Annotated in this window: 19 protein-coding genes and 2 pseudogenes; 8 read left to right on the top strand and 13 right to left on the bottom strand. The window is 25.0% G+C overall.

Features of this window, described 5'->3' with window-relative positions:
- Positions 1–25: 25 nt before the first annotated feature.
- The 9 genes and pseudogenes from AACL11_RS06135 to AACL11_RS06095 all read right to left on the bottom strand — a co-directional run.
- A pseudogene (locus AACL11_RS06135) lies at positions 26–955 on the bottom strand (IS256 family transposase); the annotation flags it as partial.
- Between the two features lie 143 nt (positions 956–1,098).
- Entirely contained in the window at positions 1,099–1,371 is a 273-nt protein-coding gene (locus AACL11_RS06130) for a hypothetical protein (RefSeq protein ID WP_252320819.1), read from the bottom strand.
- Positions 1,372–1,432: 61 nt separating this feature from the next.
- Complete coding sequence (locus AACL11_RS06125) at positions 1,433–3,571, bottom strand: heavy metal translocating P-type ATPase (protein ID WP_252320821.1); 2,139 nt, start codon at positions 3,569–3,571, stop codon at positions 1,433–1,435.
- Positions 3,532–3,747, bottom strand: coding sequence for a heavy metal-associated domain-containing protein (locus AACL11_RS06120; protein ID WP_338986747.1), 216 nt, complete (start codon positions 3,745–3,747; stop codon positions 3,532–3,534). Before AACL11_RS06120 ends, AACL11_RS06125 begins: the two co-directional genes overlap by 40 nt.
- 204 nt (positions 3,748–3,951) lie before the next feature.
- Positions 3,952–4,467: a hypothetical protein gene (locus tag AACL11_RS06115; RefSeq protein ID WP_338986745.1), complete on the bottom strand. Its 516-nt coding sequence runs from the start codon at positions 4,465–4,467 to the stop codon at positions 3,952–3,954.
- A 186-nt stretch (positions 4,468–4,653) separates the two neighbouring features.
- On the bottom strand, positions 4,654–5,154 hold the full coding sequence (locus AACL11_RS06110; RefSeq protein ID WP_338988468.1) for an IS630 family transposase: 501 nt from the start codon (positions 5,152–5,154) through the stop codon (positions 4,654–4,656).
- Between the two features lie 28 nt (positions 5,155–5,182).
- Positions 5,183–5,542: a helix-turn-helix domain-containing protein gene (locus AACL11_RS06105; protein ID WP_338973555.1), complete on the bottom strand. Its 360-nt coding sequence runs from the start codon at positions 5,540–5,542 to the stop codon at positions 5,183–5,185.
- A gap of 184 nt (positions 5,543–5,726) precedes the next feature.
- A complete protein-coding gene (gene yihA / locus AACL11_RS06100; protein ID WP_338986744.1) occupies positions 5,727–6,341 on the bottom strand; it encodes a ribosome biogenesis GTP-binding protein YihA/YsxC in 615 nt (204 codons plus the stop codon).
- Positions 6,342–6,410: 69 nt separating this feature from the next.
- Positions 6,411–6,611, bottom strand: a complete 201-nt coding sequence (locus tag AACL11_RS06095; RefSeq protein ID WP_338986743.1) for a hypothetical protein — start codon at positions 6,609–6,611, stop codon at positions 6,411–6,413.
- Positions 6,612–6,993: 382 nt separating this feature from the next.
- Between AACL11_RS06095 and mgtA the strand changes: the two genes are divergently transcribed.
- From mgtA to AACL11_RS06080, 4 genes are all read left to right on the top strand, one after another.
- A complete protein-coding gene (gene mgtA, locus AACL11_RS06090) occupies positions 6,994–9,705 on the top strand; it encodes a magnesium-translocating P-type ATPase (protein WP_338959504.1) in 2,712 nt (903 codons plus the stop codon).
- Positions 9,706–9,865: 160 nt separating this feature from the next.
- Positions 9,866–11,077, top strand: a complete 1,212-nt coding sequence (locus tag AACL11_RS06085) for an ankyrin repeat domain-containing protein (RefSeq protein WP_338986741.1) — start codon at positions 9,866–9,868, stop codon at positions 11,075–11,077.
- Entirely contained in the window at positions 11,078–11,677 is a 600-nt protein-coding gene (locus AACL11_RS10555) for an ankyrin repeat domain-containing protein (protein WP_422397948.1), read from the top strand. It abuts the gene before it with no gap.
- A gap of 112 nt (positions 11,678–11,789) precedes the next feature.
- The gene (locus AACL11_RS06080) at positions 11,790–12,866 is read left to right on the top strand and encodes a TSUP family transporter (RefSeq protein WP_338986740.1); all 1,077 of its coding nucleotides are present in this window, start codon (positions 11,790–11,792) and stop codon (positions 12,864–12,866) included.
- 44 nt (positions 12,867–12,910) lie between these two features.
- Here AACL11_RS06080 and AACL11_RS06075 read toward each other — a convergent pair whose 3' ends face one another.
- The 3 genes from AACL11_RS06075 to thyA are packed head-to-tail and all read right to left on the bottom strand — an operon-like array spanning position 12,911 to position 15,011.
- Positions 12,911–13,648, bottom strand: coding sequence for a lysophospholipid acyltransferase family protein (locus AACL11_RS06075; RefSeq protein WP_252320863.1), 738 nt, complete (start codon positions 13,646–13,648; stop codon positions 12,911–12,913).
- 2 nt (positions 13,649–13,650) lie between these two features.
- Complete coding sequence (locus AACL11_RS06070) at positions 13,651–14,142, bottom strand: dihydrofolate reductase (RefSeq protein WP_252320865.1); 492 nt, start codon at positions 14,140–14,142, stop codon at positions 13,651–13,653.
- Complete coding sequence (gene thyA, locus AACL11_RS06065) at positions 14,142–15,011, bottom strand: thymidylate synthase (protein WP_252320867.1); 870 nt, start codon at positions 15,009–15,011, stop codon at positions 14,142–14,144. Before thyA ends, AACL11_RS06070 begins: the two co-directional genes overlap by 1 nt.
- Positions 15,012–15,246: 235 nt before the next feature.
- Here thyA and AACL11_RS06060 point away from each other — a divergent pair, with 235 nt between their 5' ends.
- The 3 genes from AACL11_RS06060 (at position 15,247) to AACL11_RS06055 (ending at position 16,769) form a co-directional block, all read left to right on the top strand.
- A complete protein-coding gene (locus tag AACL11_RS06060) occupies positions 15,247–15,468 on the top strand; it encodes a hypothetical protein (protein WP_338986737.1) in 222 nt (73 codons plus the stop codon).
- Positions 15,444–15,578, top strand: a complete 135-nt coding sequence (locus tag AACL11_RS10550; RefSeq protein WP_422397947.1) for an IS3 family transposase — start codon at positions 15,444–15,446, stop codon at positions 15,576–15,578. The genes AACL11_RS06060 and AACL11_RS10550 overlap by 25 nt, the downstream gene beginning before the upstream one ends.
- A 177-nt stretch (positions 15,579–15,755) precedes the next feature.
- The gene (locus AACL11_RS06055; RefSeq protein ID WP_338986622.1) at positions 15,756–16,769 is read left to right on the top strand and encodes an IS3 family transposase; all 1,014 of its coding nucleotides are present in this window, start codon (positions 15,756–15,758) and stop codon (positions 16,767–16,769) included.
- Positions 16,770–16,775: 6 nt separating this feature from the next.
- Here AACL11_RS06055 and AACL11_RS06050 read toward each other — a convergent pair whose 3' ends face one another.
- A complete protein-coding gene (locus tag AACL11_RS06050; protein WP_338986735.1) occupies positions 16,776–17,030 on the bottom strand; it encodes a hypothetical protein in 255 nt (84 codons plus the stop codon).
- A gap of 90 nt (positions 17,031–17,120) precedes the next feature.
- On the opposite strand from AACL11_RS06050, the pseudogene AACL11_RS06045 reads away from it, so the two are divergent.
- A pseudogene (locus AACL11_RS06045) lies at positions 17,121–17,390 on the top strand (transposase); the annotation flags it as partial.
- Positions 17,391–18,133: the final 743 nt, after the last annotated feature.

Here is an 18,133-nt window from a genome sequence, read left to right as displayed (position 1 = left end):
AGAAACACAGATTATTAAAAAGCCTCTTATTTTCAAATGATTCTAAAGCTTGCATTGCTTGTTCTTCACTACATGCAGTATAAATTGGTTTTAAATCTGCAACTAGAGATTTTCTATGCTTATATGAGACATATTTCAAACTATTTCTAATTTGATGAACGATGCATAATTGATGTTCGGTTTTAGGATAAACTGATTGTATTGCTTCTGACATGCCTGTTAAATTATCACTACAAGCAATCAGAATATCATTTAAGCCACGATTTTTCATTTCTGTGAAATTGACTAATCAAAATTTAGAACCTTCATTTTCACTAATTCATAAACCTAAAACATCTTTTTTACCTTCTAAATCAACTCCTAAAGCTATATAAACTGATTTATTAATAATCCGTTTATCTTGTCGTACTTTAACTACTATACAATCAAAATAAACAATCGGATAAACACTATCTAATGGTCGATTTTGCCATGCTTTGACGTCATCAATAACATCATCAGTAATTTGACTAATAACACTTTCACTAATATCAGCACCATGATATAACTCTTGTAATTGCATTCTAATATCTGATAATGTCATACCTTTTGCATATAAAGAAAGAACTTGTTGATCAAAACCATCAAATCTTCTTTGTCTTTTTGCAACTATTACAGGATTAAAATTACTATTACGATCTCTTGGTACATCAATTTCAATTTTACCTTGTTGGGTTATTAATTTTTTTGAACTTATACCATTACGAGCATTGTCACTATTACTATGTTGATTCTTATCATATCCTAAATAATTTTGCATCTCAGAATTCAACATTTTTTCTACTAATCTTTTTGTTAATTCTTTATATAATCCTCCCTCTTTAAAAACTGTTGTTAAATCTTCAGTATTTTCTAATAATAAATCTACTGCTTGTGATATTGGATCATTGTTATTAATATTTTGCTTTTTAGCCATCTGTAACTCACTCTTTCTAGAAAATTAATTATATTTACTAGAACTAATTAAACATAGTTATTTTTGTAAGTTACACAGATTACTAAACATTACCTTTTAATTTTTAAAAATATAAAAAAAGTTACCTTAATTGGTAACTTTTTTTATATTTTTGATAAATTTCATTTATTTTGACTTGTTGAAGGTTTATCAATATCTTCTAAATTAATTGTTTCTCAATCATTATTTTCTCTTTCTTTTACTAATAGAGAAAGTTTGTTCTTATAATCATCAATTATCAGTTGATTAATTCTAATCAACTTTTCATCAGGGTTTGGTTCAACATTATTTTTTTCTTCTATAATACGTATCATTTCCTGTAAAATAGATATCTTTTGATCAAGCTCTGCTCTTTTTTCTTCATTTTGTCTAGCCATTTAAATTTCCCCTTTCAAAAAAATAAAGTACTTTTTTATTTATTATTAATTTATATATTATCTAATATTTATATTTTCTTCATTTAAAAATTAATGAATTTCCAACAACAGTTATATCAGAAAGAGCCATCGCAATTGCAGCCAACGGTGGAATAATAAATCCGGCAGCAGCTAATGGAATAATGATAATATTATAACTAAATGCTCAAATAAAATTCATTCAAATATTATTTTTAGTTTTTTTAGTTAAAACAATAGCCTTATAAACAATACTAATATCATTATCAAGAATAGTAATATCACCAATTTTTTTAGCAATATCACTACCAGATCCCATTGCAATTGCTAAATCAGATTGTTCTAAGGCAATAACATCATTAATACCATCACCAACAAACGCTACTTTTTTCCCTTTTGCTTGTAAATCAGCAACAATTTGTGATTTACCTTGTGGTGTAACATTAGCAAAGTATGTTTCTATCCCAACGCGATTAGCAATAGCAAGTGTTTGTGATTCATTATCACCACTAATTAAAATAACCTCAATTCCCTGTTTTTTAACTTTTTCAATTGTTAATAATGCATTTGTTTGTAATTCATCTTCTAAAATAAAAATATTAGTAACAACTTTATTAATTGCCAATGCCAATACTTTCTGGCTAGGAGTAACTGTTTCAAAATCAAATGTTTTTAGAAATGGACTAAATGGCATTTTTGCTTTTTGTAAATTTTCAAGTGATGAAATTTGTAATTCTTCAGTTTGATATTTTGCTTTAATACCAAAACCAATTTGTTCTTTAACTTCGGTAATTGTCAATGATTGTCCAACATTATTAGTATTAGCATATAAAGAAAAAGCTAAAGCCAAAGGATGTGTTGAATGTTTTTCCATAGCAATTGCCTTATTAACATGTTTTTCTTGACCATAAATTTTAGTAATAACCAAATTACCAGTAGTTAATGTTCCTGTTTTATCAAAACAAATGGTATCAATCTTAGTAATTTTTTCAAAAGCACTAGCCTTATTATAAATGATTCCTATTTTTGCTGCTTTATTAATTCCAACAGCAACTGCTAATGGTGTTGCAATCCCTAATGCACAAGGACAAGCAATTATTAAAGTTGCAATTGCAATTTCTAATGATTCTTGCACACCATTACCTACTGCAAAATAACGAATAAGAAAAACTAAAATGGCAATTAAAATAACAGTTGGTGTAAATCACCCAGAAATTTTATCAGCCAATTTTTGTAATTTTGGTTTCTGAGATTGTGCATCTTCAACTGCCTTAATAATACTTGCTAATACTGTGTCTTTACCAATTTTAGTTGCTTTCATCCTAAAACTATCACCAACATTATTAGTTCCACCAATTAAATTTTGGTTAACTTGTTTCGTAATAACTTGCGATTCACCAGTTAACATTGATTCATTAATAAATGCTTCTTCACTAATTAATTGACCATCAGTAGGAATATTTTCACCTTTTCGAATAATTAAAATATCATTTAATTGTACATCTTCAATATTAATAAAAGTTTCTGTTTTGGTATTATAATCATATTTTAAGATTGATTTTGGTTTTAATGACATTAAACTTTCTAAGCCACTAGTAGCCCTTTTCTGTGCAACAGCACTAATTAAATCACCAAGTAAAACAATCATAATAATTGAAGCACTAACTTCAAAATATAAGTGTTCGGTTTTATTAATTATCATTAAATAAATAGAAAAAATAAATGCCGTTGTTGTTCCTAGTGCTACTAAAGTATGCATACCAGGTCATTTTTGTTTAATTAATTCTCGATAAATACCAATATAAAATTTACGACCAAAATAAAATTGAATTGGAAGTGCTAGTGCAAGTTGGACATAAGGATTACGTAAACTATCAAAAAATGAAGTATTAGGTATCATAATTAATAATAATGGTAGTAACAATATTCAACCAATAATAAGTTCAATTAAATCACGTAATTTAACATTATGTTGATGATTATGATGTTGTTCTGACATATGAGATTGATGTTGTTCACTACTATGACTATGACTACTATGATGACTATGACTACTATGATCATCTGTAATATCTTTCATATCAACTTGGTGACTCGTTTTTATATCTTTAATCTCAGTTTCAAACTTACAAATTTCATATCCTAAATGATGCATTGCTTTTTTAATTTTTTTTCATTTCAAAACTTAGGATCATAACTAAATTGTGCTTTTTTAGTAGCAAAATTGATACTAACAGTAATACCATCTTCTTTGGTAAAATGTCTTTTGATGACACTAGCACAAGAGGTACATGAAACATCTGACAGTACTGCTCTACTAATAACAAAATTATCATTTATATCACTTGTATTATTCATATTAACTTCATCTCCTCAAATTTTAATATTTTAATCTTTTTTATTATTTTTTAACACACAATATATACAAAAATAAATTATACACATTTTAATGTTAAAAAATATTAAAAACACTAAATCCCCAATAACATGATTGGCGATTTATTACCTTAAAAAGTAATATATTTATATTATAACATAGACTATCTTAAATCTAAAAATTAATTATAAACTGGCGATTTTCTTTGATTCTATTTTTACTTCAATTTGTGAATCTATATTATTTATAGCGGTTTTTTTATCTGCAAACTTATCATTGTCAACTTCAATTTGTCTTCTTTGTTTTTCATCAAATTTTTTTGCTGCATCTATGCCAAAAGTAATAGCACCACCAACAGCACCAACAGGAATACAAACAAGTAATATTACAGCATTGACAATCCCACCAACAGCACCAGCACTAGCAGCAGTTATCATATCAGTTTCTAATTGTTCTTCAGAACGGTCACTAACAACACTAACACCACCCGCAACAGTAGCAGTAACTAAAGCGCTCATTTGAGCAATAGGATTAATATATAAGGCACCACCAGCAGCAGCAACAACACCTTTAGTGACTTTTATAATTTTTGCGGTTGTTCGATGTTTTGTTTTAAACTCTTTTCATTTTGTAGGTTTTTGTTCTACATTTTCTTCTGATTTTGCTTCAAGATTTTGTAAAATTTCATTTTTTATAGGCATTTCTTTTAATCTTCCTTTCAAATAAAAACTCATTTATTTTTATCAAAATAATGAGTTAAAAACTTATATTAAATTTAATTATTATTATATTCTATTCTATACTGAATATTGATATTTTTAATAATTACAAACTATCATATACAATTTATAAATATACTGGTTTATAATCAATATAAATAAATATAGCTAACTAAAGTAATGTTTACTCATATCTTGAAAAACAAAATCAATCGCGTTTTTAATATTTGGTCAATAATTTGGTAATATTTTTCTTATATTATGTTTTATAGCAAATCAAAAATGTTCAATTGGATTTAAATTAGGAGAATATGGTGGAAGAAATAATAGTTTGCATCCAGCATTTTCAATTAATTGTTTTGTTGCTTTAGATTTATGAAACGTCGCATTATCTAAAACTATAATTTGTCCACACTTTAATACTGGAATTAGTATATTTTTAACATATGATTCAAAAATTTTACTATTGCAATGTCCTTCAAATGCTCATAGAGCTTTTAATTTACCTTTATTTAGTGCACCAATTATACTCATTCTCTTTATTTTATATGCAGGTTTATTATCAAATAATCTTTTACCTTTTTCAGACCAACCATATTTATAAAATTCATTATCATCAATTCCAGATTCATCAATATATACCAAATCTTCATTCATTATTTTCGCTATTTCTTTTAAAAAATCTTCTTGTTTATTTTTATCTCTTTGTTCATATAGAAAAGTTTTTTTTATATGTATAATTTAGTTTTTTGAAATAGTTATAAACTGTTTCTTTTGTCATATCACCAAATTTTTCAATTACTTTTTGAACTGTAACATCTTTATTTTCTGCTAAATAATTTTTTAATTCATCTAAATCCTTTATTTTGTGGCTATGTCCTTTTTGATAATTCAAAATTGGTTTTATATTTCCGGTTTTTTGCTTTCTTTTTCTTCATAAAAATAAAGTCTTTCTAGTGATATTGAACACTTTACAAATTTCTTTAATTTTCATGTTTTTACTTTCATAAACTTCTATTACTTTTCTTCGTAAGTCCTCACTGTATGGTTTTGGCATAATTTAATCTTCCTAATCTATTTTAATTATTGCTGAATTATACTTGTAAGTGCAAGAATTGTTTAAATTACATATTATTATTTTACATTATTTATGAGTAAACATTACTTTCGTTAGCTATAGATAAGAATATATACATATTAAACAACTTTTATCTTTTTTTATAGCAACAAATATTATACTATTAAGTTTCTACTTCAACTTCATCAGTATTAACATCATCTGCTAATTTACTAATTACTAAATCAATTCCTTGTTTACTAATACTAGAAAATAAAATAATAGGAGTATTAGTGCTAAGTTTTAAAGTTGATAATATTAATTTTTTATTTTTTACTAATTGACTATTTTTAACTTTATCAACTTTAGTAGCAATTAAATGAATTTTTAAATGATAATGTTGTAAATATTCCAACATATCAATATCATCTTTACTGGGTGCATGTCTTAAATCTAATAATAAAAAAACTGCTTTTAAATTTTTTCGTGACTGAAAATATTCATCCATCATTGTCGCAAATTGGATTTTTTTTTCATTTGATACTTTAGCAAAACCATAGCCAGGAACATCAACAAAGCGACAAATATTATTATTAATTGTAAAAAAATTTAGCATTTGTGTTTTACCAGGTGTTTGTGAAACTCTAGCTAACTTACCATTATTACAAATTGTATTTAAAAATGTTGATTTACCAACATTACTGCGACCAACAAAACAAAATTCAGGAATTTCATCCTGCGGCCATTGTTCTTCTTTAATAGCACTAGTTAAAAATTGTGCTTGCTTAATTCGTTCCATTTTTTACCTCTTATTCAAAAATATATTATAGTCAATAATTAAAATTTAAACTAATTATTATTTATTATTTTAATTTTTATTAATATTAATAAAATTAGTAAAATGAATATTATCTAATGGTCATATACAAAAACCAAAAAATAATGCAGCCAAAATGATACCACCAACAATAATACAAATAGCAAGTCATTTTATAATTTTAAATAATAACATAAAACTAATAATAGCAATAGCTATTATAATAATACCAACTATTACAAATGTATTCATGTTTACCTCCTATTATTTTAATTATTAAAGTAACACGTAACATTAATTAATAATAACATAAAATAAATTTGAATATTTTATAGTAATCATCTTTTTCCTAAAATTATATAAATTAAAAAAAGTTATCTTTTTAAAGAGAAACATGTTAAAATGTCAAAGGATAAAGGAGAGTGATATCATGACTGACAGCGATTCCATTTATAATAATAAAAATAATACTAATTTAAAAATTAGTAATTTTAAAAGTGTACTTTTAAATAAAGATTCAGTCAAATATTCTCCTAGTATTTTTACTAAAAAAATATTTTTTTAGCGTGTTAATAAATTTCTAAATCCTTATTTAAAAGTCTTAAAATAAGAAAAATAAGGAGGTAAAGAAATTATGAAGATTTTTTTAAACAAAATTTATTTTAAATTACAATTTAGTTTTAAAAAACCATTAGTTTACACAAATGGTGATTATATTAAACAAATTGCACAATTTAACCAAAAACAATTACTAAAAAATTTAGATTTACATAATTTTGGTCTTAAAACAGACCAAATTGAAATAAGAAGAAAAAAATATGGTATTAATACTTTAAAAAATACAAAATTTAATTGAATTTTAGAATTTTTAAAAGCATATTTTGGACCATTCAATATAATTTTAGCAATTATTACTATCTATAATTTATTCTCATATTTTACAACAAATGATACTTCAATTTATTCATTGGTTGCCGCTATTATTGTTGGAACTATGATTTTATTAAGCGGAACCCTAATTTACATTCAATCAATACGAGCTTTTTTTATTACTAAACATTTAACAATTTTGGTCAAAAATACAACTACTGTTATTCGTAATATAAACATTAATCAAATTACTAAAGAAAACTCAATTAAAATAATTAAACAAGCACAAGAAATAAATGTTAATGAATTGTTACCTGGTGATTTAATTTATTTATCAGCTGGTGATTTAATTCCTGCTGATTTAAAAATTTTATTAAGCAACGATTTATTTATTAATCAATCATCATTAACAGGAGAATCACTACCTACTGAAAAACACGCTATTAACGATCCTGCATATCAAAACTTATTTGATTTACAAAATATTTGTTTTATGGGAACAAGTGTTGTTTCTGGAAGTGCAATTGCTATTGTTATAGCAACAGCTACTAACACTTACTTCGCTACTATTGCTGATACAATAAATAAACAACGTCCATTAAGCAGTTTTTCCAAAGGAATTAAACGCGTTACTTTAATGTTAATTTGCTTTATGCTAGTAATGGTACCCATTGTGTTAATTATCAATGGCCTTTTAAAAAACGATTGACCTGCAGCATTTATTTTTTCAATTTCGGTTGCTGTTGGTTTGACTCCTGAAATGCTACCAATGATTGTTACCTCTAATCTAGCACGAGGTGCTAGTAAAATGAGTAAACAAAAAGTAGTTGTTAAACAACTAGCTGCTATTCAAAATTTAGGTGCAATTGATATTTTATGTACTGATAAAACAGGAACTTTAACTAATGATAATATTGAAGTAGTCAACCATATAACATTGGACAATAAAACAAATAATGATTTAATTAAGTTTATTTATTTAAATAGTTATTTTCAAACAGGAATAAAAAATCCAATGGATAATTCAATACTTGAATTTGGAGAAAAAAATAAATTAAAAAATATAAGTAATTATTATCAAAAAATTGATGAAATTCCTTTTGATTTTAATCGTCGTAAATTAACAGTTGTTTTAGAAGATAAATTAAATAATAAAAAATTAATTTGTAAAGGTGCAATTGAAGAAGTTATTAATACATGTAATCGTATAGTTTATCAAGATAAAGTAATACCATTAAATTCTGATTTAATGAAAATGATTAATAAAAAAATAACAAAATTAAATGAACAAGGATTACGTGTCTTAGGTGTCTCATATGAAGATACAAATCTTACTAATAATAAATATAATGAAACAAACGAAAAAAATTTAATTTTTCTTGGTTTTGTAACTTTTCTTGATACACCAAAACCTACAGCAACAAAAATGATCAAATTGCTAAAAACACATGGTGTTGATCTTAAAATATTAACTGGTGATAATGAATTAGTAACAAGAGCAATTTGTAATCGTGTTAATCTAGAAATTAAAGGATTAATTTCTGGTGAACAATTAACTGGCCTAACTGAATATGAATTAAAAAGAATTGTTGAAAATAATAATATTTTTGTTAAACTAAACCCATTACAAAAGGCAAAGATTATTCAAACTTTAAAAAGTAATGATCACGTCGTTGGTTTCATGGGTGATGGTATTAATGATGCTTTAGTATTAAGAAATGCTGATGTTGGAATTTCTGTTGATAATGCTACTGATATTGCAAAAGAAGCATCAGATATCATTTTATTAGAAAAATCATTATTAGTTTTAGAAAAAGGGATTATTGAAGGTCGTCGCATTTTTGGTAATATTTTAAAATATATTAAAATTACGATTGCTTCTAACTTTGGTAATGTCTTTAGTGTGCTAGTAGCATCAGCATGATTTGCTTTTGCACCAATGTCACCAGTACAATTATTATTTCAAAATTTATTATATGATATTTCACAATTTACTATTGCCTTTGATCGTGTTGATCCATCATTTTTATTAAAACCACAACGCTGAAATCCAAAAGGAATGTTACCATTTGCTTTTATTAATGGACCTATAAGTAGCATTTTTGATATCTCTACTTTTGCAATTTTAGGATTTGGATTTGGTGTCTTTGCTAATACTTCTGCAGAAAATATTAATATGTTCAACTCAGGATGATTTATTGAAGGTTTATTAACGCAAACATTAATAGTACAAATGTTTAGAACTGAAAAAATTCCTTTTATTCAAAGTCGTGGTACTTGACCAGTAAATATAATGGCAATTGTTATTTGTACCATTGGATTAAGTTTACCTTATACTTACATTGGTCATCAAATGAATATGGTAGGACCACCGCCAGTCTATATTCCAATTGTTTTAGGAATAATCATGACTTATTGTGTGCTAAGTCAATTAATAAAAATGGGATATATTAAAGTATTTAAAAAATGATTATAACAGCTAATTAATCTTAAAGTTTGCAATTTTAAATAGCAATTATCTATATTTACTATAGAAATAAATCTTATGCTATAATTTTTTCAAACTTAATATAAGTTTTTACCTATTTATTTTAGTTTTAAAATAAATAGGTTTTTTAATTTGATAGGAGAAAAAAATGTCTAATTTAAAAGAAATATCTAAATTAAATACAACTATAAATATTAATAAAAATGAAAAATTAATTAAAGCCGCTAAACATGATGATTTAGAATTAACCCAAACTTTATTAAAAAATAACGCTGATGTTAATTATGTAGATGAACATCGTAATAGTCCATTAACAATATCTGCTGAACATGGTAATTTAAAAATTGTTCAAACTTTATTAAAAAATAACGCTAATATTAACCATATAAATGATTTTGGTGATGATGCTTTAAGAATGGCTGCTAAAAATGGACACACAGAAGTAGTTAACACTTTATTAGCAACAAATAGTAAGATTATTAATCACAAAAATTGAATTAGTAATACTGCTCTAATATCAGCAGCACAAAATGGGCATGTAAATACAATTAAAACTTTATTAAAAAATGGTGCTTATATTAATGATACAAATATATTTGGTGATACTGCTCTAATATGAGCTACTGAAAACGGACACACAGAAACAGTTAAAGTTTTAATAACAAAAGATAATGACGTTAATAATCATGTAAACAACCTTGGTGACTCTGCTTTAATAATAGCCGCCAGAAAAGGTTATTTGGAAATAGTTAAAATTTTACTAGCATATGGTGCTAACATTAATAATGTAGATAAAAACAAAAATAGTGCTCTAATATGAGCAGCCAAAGAAGGACACCTAGATGTAGTTAACACTTTAATAAAAAATGAAATTGACCTTAATCATACAAATAACTTTAATGATAGTGCTCTAATATGAGCAGCTGAAAATGGTTATACAAAAATTGTTAACACTTTACTAGCACATGGTGCTAATATTAATCATAAAGATACAAATGATGATACTGCTCTAATATGTGCCGCCAGAAACAGACACACAAAAATAGTTGATACTTTATTAACAAAAAATAGTGATATTATTAATTATATAAATGACTTTGGTGATACTGCTTTAACAATATCCACCGAAAATCGACACATAGCAATAATTAATAATTTATTAAAACATAATGCTGATGTTAATTATATAGACAAAAATAAAAACACGTTTTTAATATTAGCTATTGAAAACGGACACACAAAAATAGTTATCAATTTCCTAAAAACAAAAAATGTTGATATTAATCACATAGATGGTAATGGTGATAGTGCTTTAATAATAGCAACCAGAAACGGATACACAGAAATAGTTGATACTTAAATTAAAATAAACTCTGATGTAATTCTACATAGAACTAAATTTAATAATACTGCTTTAATAATAGCTGCTAAAAATGGACACTTAGATATAGTTAAAATTTTAATAAAAAATGATATTAACATTAATCATGAAAATAATATTGGTGAAAATGCCTTAATATGAGCTTCCAGAAACAGACACACAAAAATAGTTGATACTTTATTAACAAAAAATAGTGATATTATTAATCATATAACTAAATTTGGTAATAATGCTCTAATATGAGCTGCCAAAGAAGGACACCTAGATGTAGTTAACACTTTAATAAAAAATGGAATTGACCTTAATCATATTAATTACTTTGGTGATAATGCTCTAATATGAGCTGCCAAAGAAGGACACCTAGATGTAGTTAACACTTTAATAAAAAATGGTGTAGATATTAGTCATTTAGATGCTAATGGTGATAGTGCTTTAACATGAGCTACTAGAAATGGACATTTAGAAATACAAAAAATAATTAATGAATCAAATTCTTGAAAAGAACAAATAAATTCTACAGATTTACAAAATCATCTTTTACCAAATAAATGTGATAAATCAAATTCTTTAAAAATATAATTTTTAAAAATAGAAATATAAAAATTAAAAAATAATAATATTTTTTTCTATTTTTTCATGATAAAATTCTAAATAACACAAAAATAAATTTAAAAGAAAAAGGAACAAAACTATGAATAAAAAAACAATATACTATAGTTTATTAATAATTCCTATTTCTTTATTTGTATTATTACTTACTTTATTTTTAACAAATATTTGAAAACCCTCAATTGTTGCTATTATTTTTATTACTATTTTGTTAATAATAGTAGCAATTTTTACATGATATCTTATAAAAAATAGTTATTCACAATTTGATAAAGAACATATCCATAATTTTGAAGATAATTTTAAACAACGATTTTGAAAACTAGGAATAATTGGTTTTATTGCTGATTTTTGTGACACAATTCGTATTGGTTCATTTGCAGTAAGTATTATTTTATTAAAATTAACAAAACAGGTACGTAATGATAAAAAAATTTTAGGAATTATGAATGTTGGTCATAGTATTCCTACTTGCTTAGAAGCAATTATTTTTATTGCTTTAATTCAAGTAGCATGACCAACACTAGTTTCATTAATTTCTGCTGCAACATTAGGTGCCTATTTAGGCGCCATTATCGCAAATAAAATTAAACTTAGTTGATCACAATTATTTATTGGTGTTCTATTATTTATTGTTTCAATTATCATGCTTTTAGGTCAAAAACAAATTGGAATTATGCCAACAGCGGGTAATAATAATAGTCTTGATATTTGATGAAAATATTTGGTTGGTATTAGTATATTCTTTATCCTTGGTGCTTTCATGGCATTAGGCATTAGTATTTATGCTCCAGCAATGGCAACTACTTATTTATTAGGTCTTAACGCTGAATGTGCTTTTCCAATTATGATGGGATCTGCAGCTTTTTTAATGCCAGTTGCTGGTACACGTTTTATTAAAGATAAAAACTATGAAATTAAACCACCAATTGCTTTCACACTAGGTGGATCAATTGGTGTTATTTGTGCTTACTTAAGTGTATTTTTATTATTACAAAATAGTCTTGGCTTAAATAAAGAACAATTTATTAATATCCTACTATGATTAATTATCGTAATAATTTGATATACATCTTCTTCACTAATAATTACATCAGTAAAAAATTTACGTAATTATAAAAAACAAAAATCACATCAGAAATTAATTATTGACTCTTAAACATAATAAAAGGTTGTTAACTAACAACCTTTTATTATTACTACTTAAATTTTATTATTGCTAAAATCATCAATTCCTTTTTTAATAATATTAAATACTTGCTTTGATAATACATCAGTAGATAATTTAATAAATTCACTTGGTTCAATTGCCTTATGAAAAATAAGATGAATATCTTTTTTGCCCTTATATTTTCGATCAAAAATTTGATAAGAATTAATAATAGTAACAGGAATAATTGGTACATAAGATTGATATGCCATATTAAAAGCACCTGCTTTAAATTCTTGCATTTCTTGTTGATGACTTCTTGTTCCTTCTGGAAAAATCATCATTGTACGCGGAATTCTAATTAATTCCTTTGCTTCTTGAAAAGTCGTAATGGCTGTGCGTGGATTATTACGATCAATAAATAAAACATCAATTAAAAAAATAAATCTTCGTGCCAAATGTCTTTTTTTTAATTCTTCTTTTGCAATAAAACCTAAAGGTGCATATAAACTATAATCATTTACCGATAATACTAATAATGGATCAAAATTTGATTGATGATTGGCAACCATTACACAACCTTTTCTTTTTGGTCAATTTTCAATGTTATGAACGGTTAATTTAATATTATATAATCATTTAATATAACGCACACGTTTTTTCAATCAAATATATCGTTTTGCTTCAGAAACTAAACTTGGGTCTTTTAATACCTTTCTTGTCATTGAACCTGATTTACTATAAGTTTGTAATAAATAAGGTCAAGTTAAAATTGCTTTTCAAATGTTCATTATTATTTTTTTTCCTTTCTTTGATACACATTCGCTACAAATTCTGCAAATTCTGTTGTTTTGATTAATTTAAAATCAGAAAAATTACTAACAGGAAATAAAAGATCACCATTATATAAATTTTTAATGACTGAAACATATAAATAATCAGCATAATCTCATGCCTGCTTATAAATTTCAGCACCACCAATAATACAAATATCTCTTTTTTTATTACCTTGATATTGTTTTAAATATGAAATAATATCATTTGTGAAAGTAATATTATTATCATTTAGAAATTGTTGATAACGTTCTTGATGATTAGTAACAACTATATTGTAACGATTTTTTAGTGGTTTGCCAATACTTTCAAAAGTTTTTGAACCCATTAATACATTTTTATTTAAAGTAATGCTCTGAAAATATTGCATTTCTTCTTTAATTTTTCAGGGCAATTTATTATTAAAACCAATTACCTTTTCTTTGGTCATTGCTCAAACTAAAATTACCATTATACTGCAACCTGACCTCTAATCAACGGATATGGATCATATTGTTCTAATTTAAAATCTTCAAATTTAAAATTAAATAAATTAGTAATATTTTTATTAATAACTAAAATTGGCAATGATTTTGGTTTTCTACTTAATTGTTCATTAATTTGTGAAAAATGATTACTATAAATATGAGCATCACCTAAAGTATGAATAAATTCTCCTAGCTGATAGCCACATATTTGTGCTAACATTATTGTTAATAATGCATAAGAAGCAATATTAAAAGGAACTCCTAAAAAAATATCTGCACTACGTTGATATAATTGACAAGATAATTTTTTATCATCAGAAACGTAAAATTGAATTAAAGTATGACATGGTGGTAGTGCCATATTTTTAATTTCTGCAGGATTTCATGCTGATAAAATGTGTCTTCGTGAAAAAGGATTGTTTTTTAAATTTTCTATTAACTCCTGCAATTGATCAACACCATTAAAATTACGTCATTGTCTACCATAAACAGGTCCTAAATCACCAAATTCAAGAGCAAATTGATGATCAGTTTTAATTTTTTCAACAAATTCTTCTAAAGTTTCATTTTGATATTTTTTACTTTCCATAAATTTCTTATAAGGTCACTCATTTCAAATTCTAACATTATTTTTAACTAAATATTCAATATTAGTATCACCAGCAATAAATCATAATAACTCATGAACAATAGAAGCAAAATGAACTTTTTTTGTAGTTAATATGGGAAAACCTTTTTGTAAATCAAAACGCATTTGATAACCAAAAGTAGAAACAGTACCAGTGCCTGTTCTATCAGCTTTTTTATATCCTTTTTCTAAAACATATTGACATAAATCTAAATATTGTTTCATAATCATTACCTCTTTCATAAATCAAATTAAATCAATTATATTTTAACAAAAAATATTTTTTTATCTAAGTTTTAATTTTAGTTCCTTACTATATCTTGTCATAAAAAGAGTCTCCTTACTAAGTTAAAACATTGTTTTTTGCAACTTAGGGGCGACCCTTTCCTATTTAACCGTGAAATTATTGGAGATATAGTGTAGGTACTAAAAAGATGCATCATTGGTACATAAAGCATTTATGCAATCAAATCGCTGTTTAAAAGATATTCAAATATTTCATACTGATCGCGGTAATGAGTTTAATAATAAAACTATTAATAAACTTTTACTAGCATTCAACATTACCCGCTCTTTAAGCAAAAAAGGCTGTCCTTATGACAATGCTGTTGCTAAGGCAAATTTTAAAACTTTCAAAACCGAATTTATTAATAACAAATTTTTACATCATTTATCCAATTAAAACTACAATTATTTGATTATATCATTTGATATAACAACATAAGAATTCATAGCACTCTAAACTACTTAACTCCAATTAATTATCAAAAACAAATGTCTACCAAAAAATAGTCCTAAAAAAGGTTGCCATTCCATACAGTTTTTATTTAAAAAATGGATTTATATTTAATGATAGAAAAGAATTGGATAATTTTAATTTACCTTATCCGCCACTTGCCACTTAGCCCTTTTTACTAGACCATTAATTTAAAAAATCTGAATGTATTCTAAAAACAATTGTGTTATATAATGAACACTAATTTTGACCTGAAAGGATTTTTATTAATGGATAAAATTAAACAAATAGCATTAATAATTAACAAATTAAATATCAAAGAAAAAATTAAAATTATCGATGATTGCAAAAATCAATATTCAATTAGAAACTTATGTCAATATCTTCAATTAAACAGATCAACATATTACTTTTTAAAAAATAAACAAAAACTTATTAAAAAAGAAAAAAATCATATTATTAATTGCAATCATAAATATCAAGAATTATGCCAACTTTTAATCGAATTTCATTCTACAAGAAAAGGTAGAATTTATGGATATTTAAGAATTTTTTCAGCTTTTAAAGAGTGATTAAAACAAGAGAAAAATATCATTTTAAATATAGAATTATCAACAAAACAAATGCGAAAAATTATGAAAAAACACAATATTCAAGGATTAAAACAAACTAAAAATAACTATCCTAAAAACAAAAAAAATCCAAATAAGTGAATACCTACAATGGATAAAGTAAACAAAGATTACAAAAGTACAACCGCTTCAAATCAAATTTGATCAATGGATACTAAACAAATAAACACCAAAGAAGGTTGACTATATCTTTTTGTAATTATTGATTTTTATTCAAATAATGTTGTTAGTTATAATACATTTTCAAATAAATCATATCAAGATTTAATTCTTCCTGCACTTGAAAAAATAAACAACCAATTTTCTTGAAATCAAATAAAAAACGTTATTTTACATTCAGATAACGCCAACGAATTTTATTGTCAAGAAATTACAAAATGAGCAAAAAACAAACAAATAATTTTAAGCAAAAAACAACCATATGATATTGGCGGTAATGTCATATCTGAAAATTGATTTTCACATTTATCTCAAGAATGATTGCCTAAAGACTCAAATCAATATTTAACAATCAATGAAGCTATTAATGATGTAAATCAATATGTTATGTTTTATAATTATGAAAGAATACATTCTAAATTTTTAAAACCACCAATATTACAAATAAAAATTTAGAAATATCTATCAAAATATGGTCCAGTAATTAGGGCTAACCACCATTTTAAATTCACTAATATCTAAAGCAATTTTTTCTAATGGTTTATTAAAAATAAAACTAATGCTATCATCAGATTGTTTTAGTAAATTAGGTGCTATAAATCAAATATAAATTATCTTTCTACTAAATTTATTTTCTTGGCTTAATGTTGTGGCAGATTTACCAGCAAAATATTGTTCTATTATTTTTAATTTTAGTTCCTTACTATATCTTGTCATAAAAAGAGTCTCCTTACTAACTTAGAACCTGTTTAGAATCTTTTAGAAAATAATGTAAAATTACTATATATTTTAAAATAAGAGGTATATATGCATAAAAATTATCCAAGTCATGTTACTAAAGAACAATTTGAGAACATAAAATCAACTTTAGAAAACAGCAAAAAGAAAACAAAACCAAGAAATTTAGATTTATATGAAGTGTTTTGTGCAGTTTTATATGTATTAAAAAGTGGTTGTCAATGAAGAATGTTACCAAAAAATTTTCCAAAATGACAAACTGTATATTATTATTTCCAAATTTGAAGTAAAAACAATGATAAAGAACCTAGTGTATTGCAATTAATTTTAAAAAAAATTGGGAGCGTGTCGAAGATGTCGATAACTAAAAAGTTTTAAAAATAGCTCCTTTCTTTTTTTACCCTTGAATTAAAAATAAATGACAAAAGACGAGAATAAAAATCTTGTCTTTTTTTTGTAATTGTAAAATTTTAAAATTTTTATTATTAACATTCTTTAAATATCTACTACACGCAGTGACCAAGTAGGAGAAAGTTAATAATTAATAACCGTCTTTAACGCTATTATCAACACGTGTTAGGGAACTAAAAAAGTGAACTACAACACAGTTGTTAAAAATAGTAGCTAGCATGTGGACTTGCATGGATAAATAAAAAGTGGAGTGATACCTAATAAAATATACTAACCAGAAATGGTAATTCTTGGGGTGGGAGCGAATTGGAAACTAGTATATATAGACCTGTTGTAGGGACCTATTGTATTAATTCTATTCTTTATTTAACCAACCTTGCCACTCCCCAGTGAGCAAGTGTTGGTTTTATTTTTTATTTTTTTTGAAAAATTTTTTTGGGCGAGAAAATAAATTTCAAACTTGTAAAAAAAATTGAGCGGTGCCGGTTCAATTAAAATATTAATTTGTTTAACACAAATTAAATAAATATTGAATCGAATGCCTCGATTTCTTTTTAAAATTTCATAATTTATTTTTGAGCCCAGAATTGCTGGAATGAATAAAACTAATAGTATTAATAATATAAAAATAAAAATATATATTCTGTTGCTTGTAGCATAAAGAATATATT

This window comes from Spiroplasma endosymbiont of Dasysyrphus albostriatus, assembly GCF_964019495.1.
Lineage (GTDB): Bacteria > Bacillota_I > Bacilli_A > Mycoplasmatales > VBWQ01 > Spiroplasma_E.
Note: the sequence above shows the minus strand (reverse complement) of the source record. Positions and strands in the feature narration are given on the sequence as shown.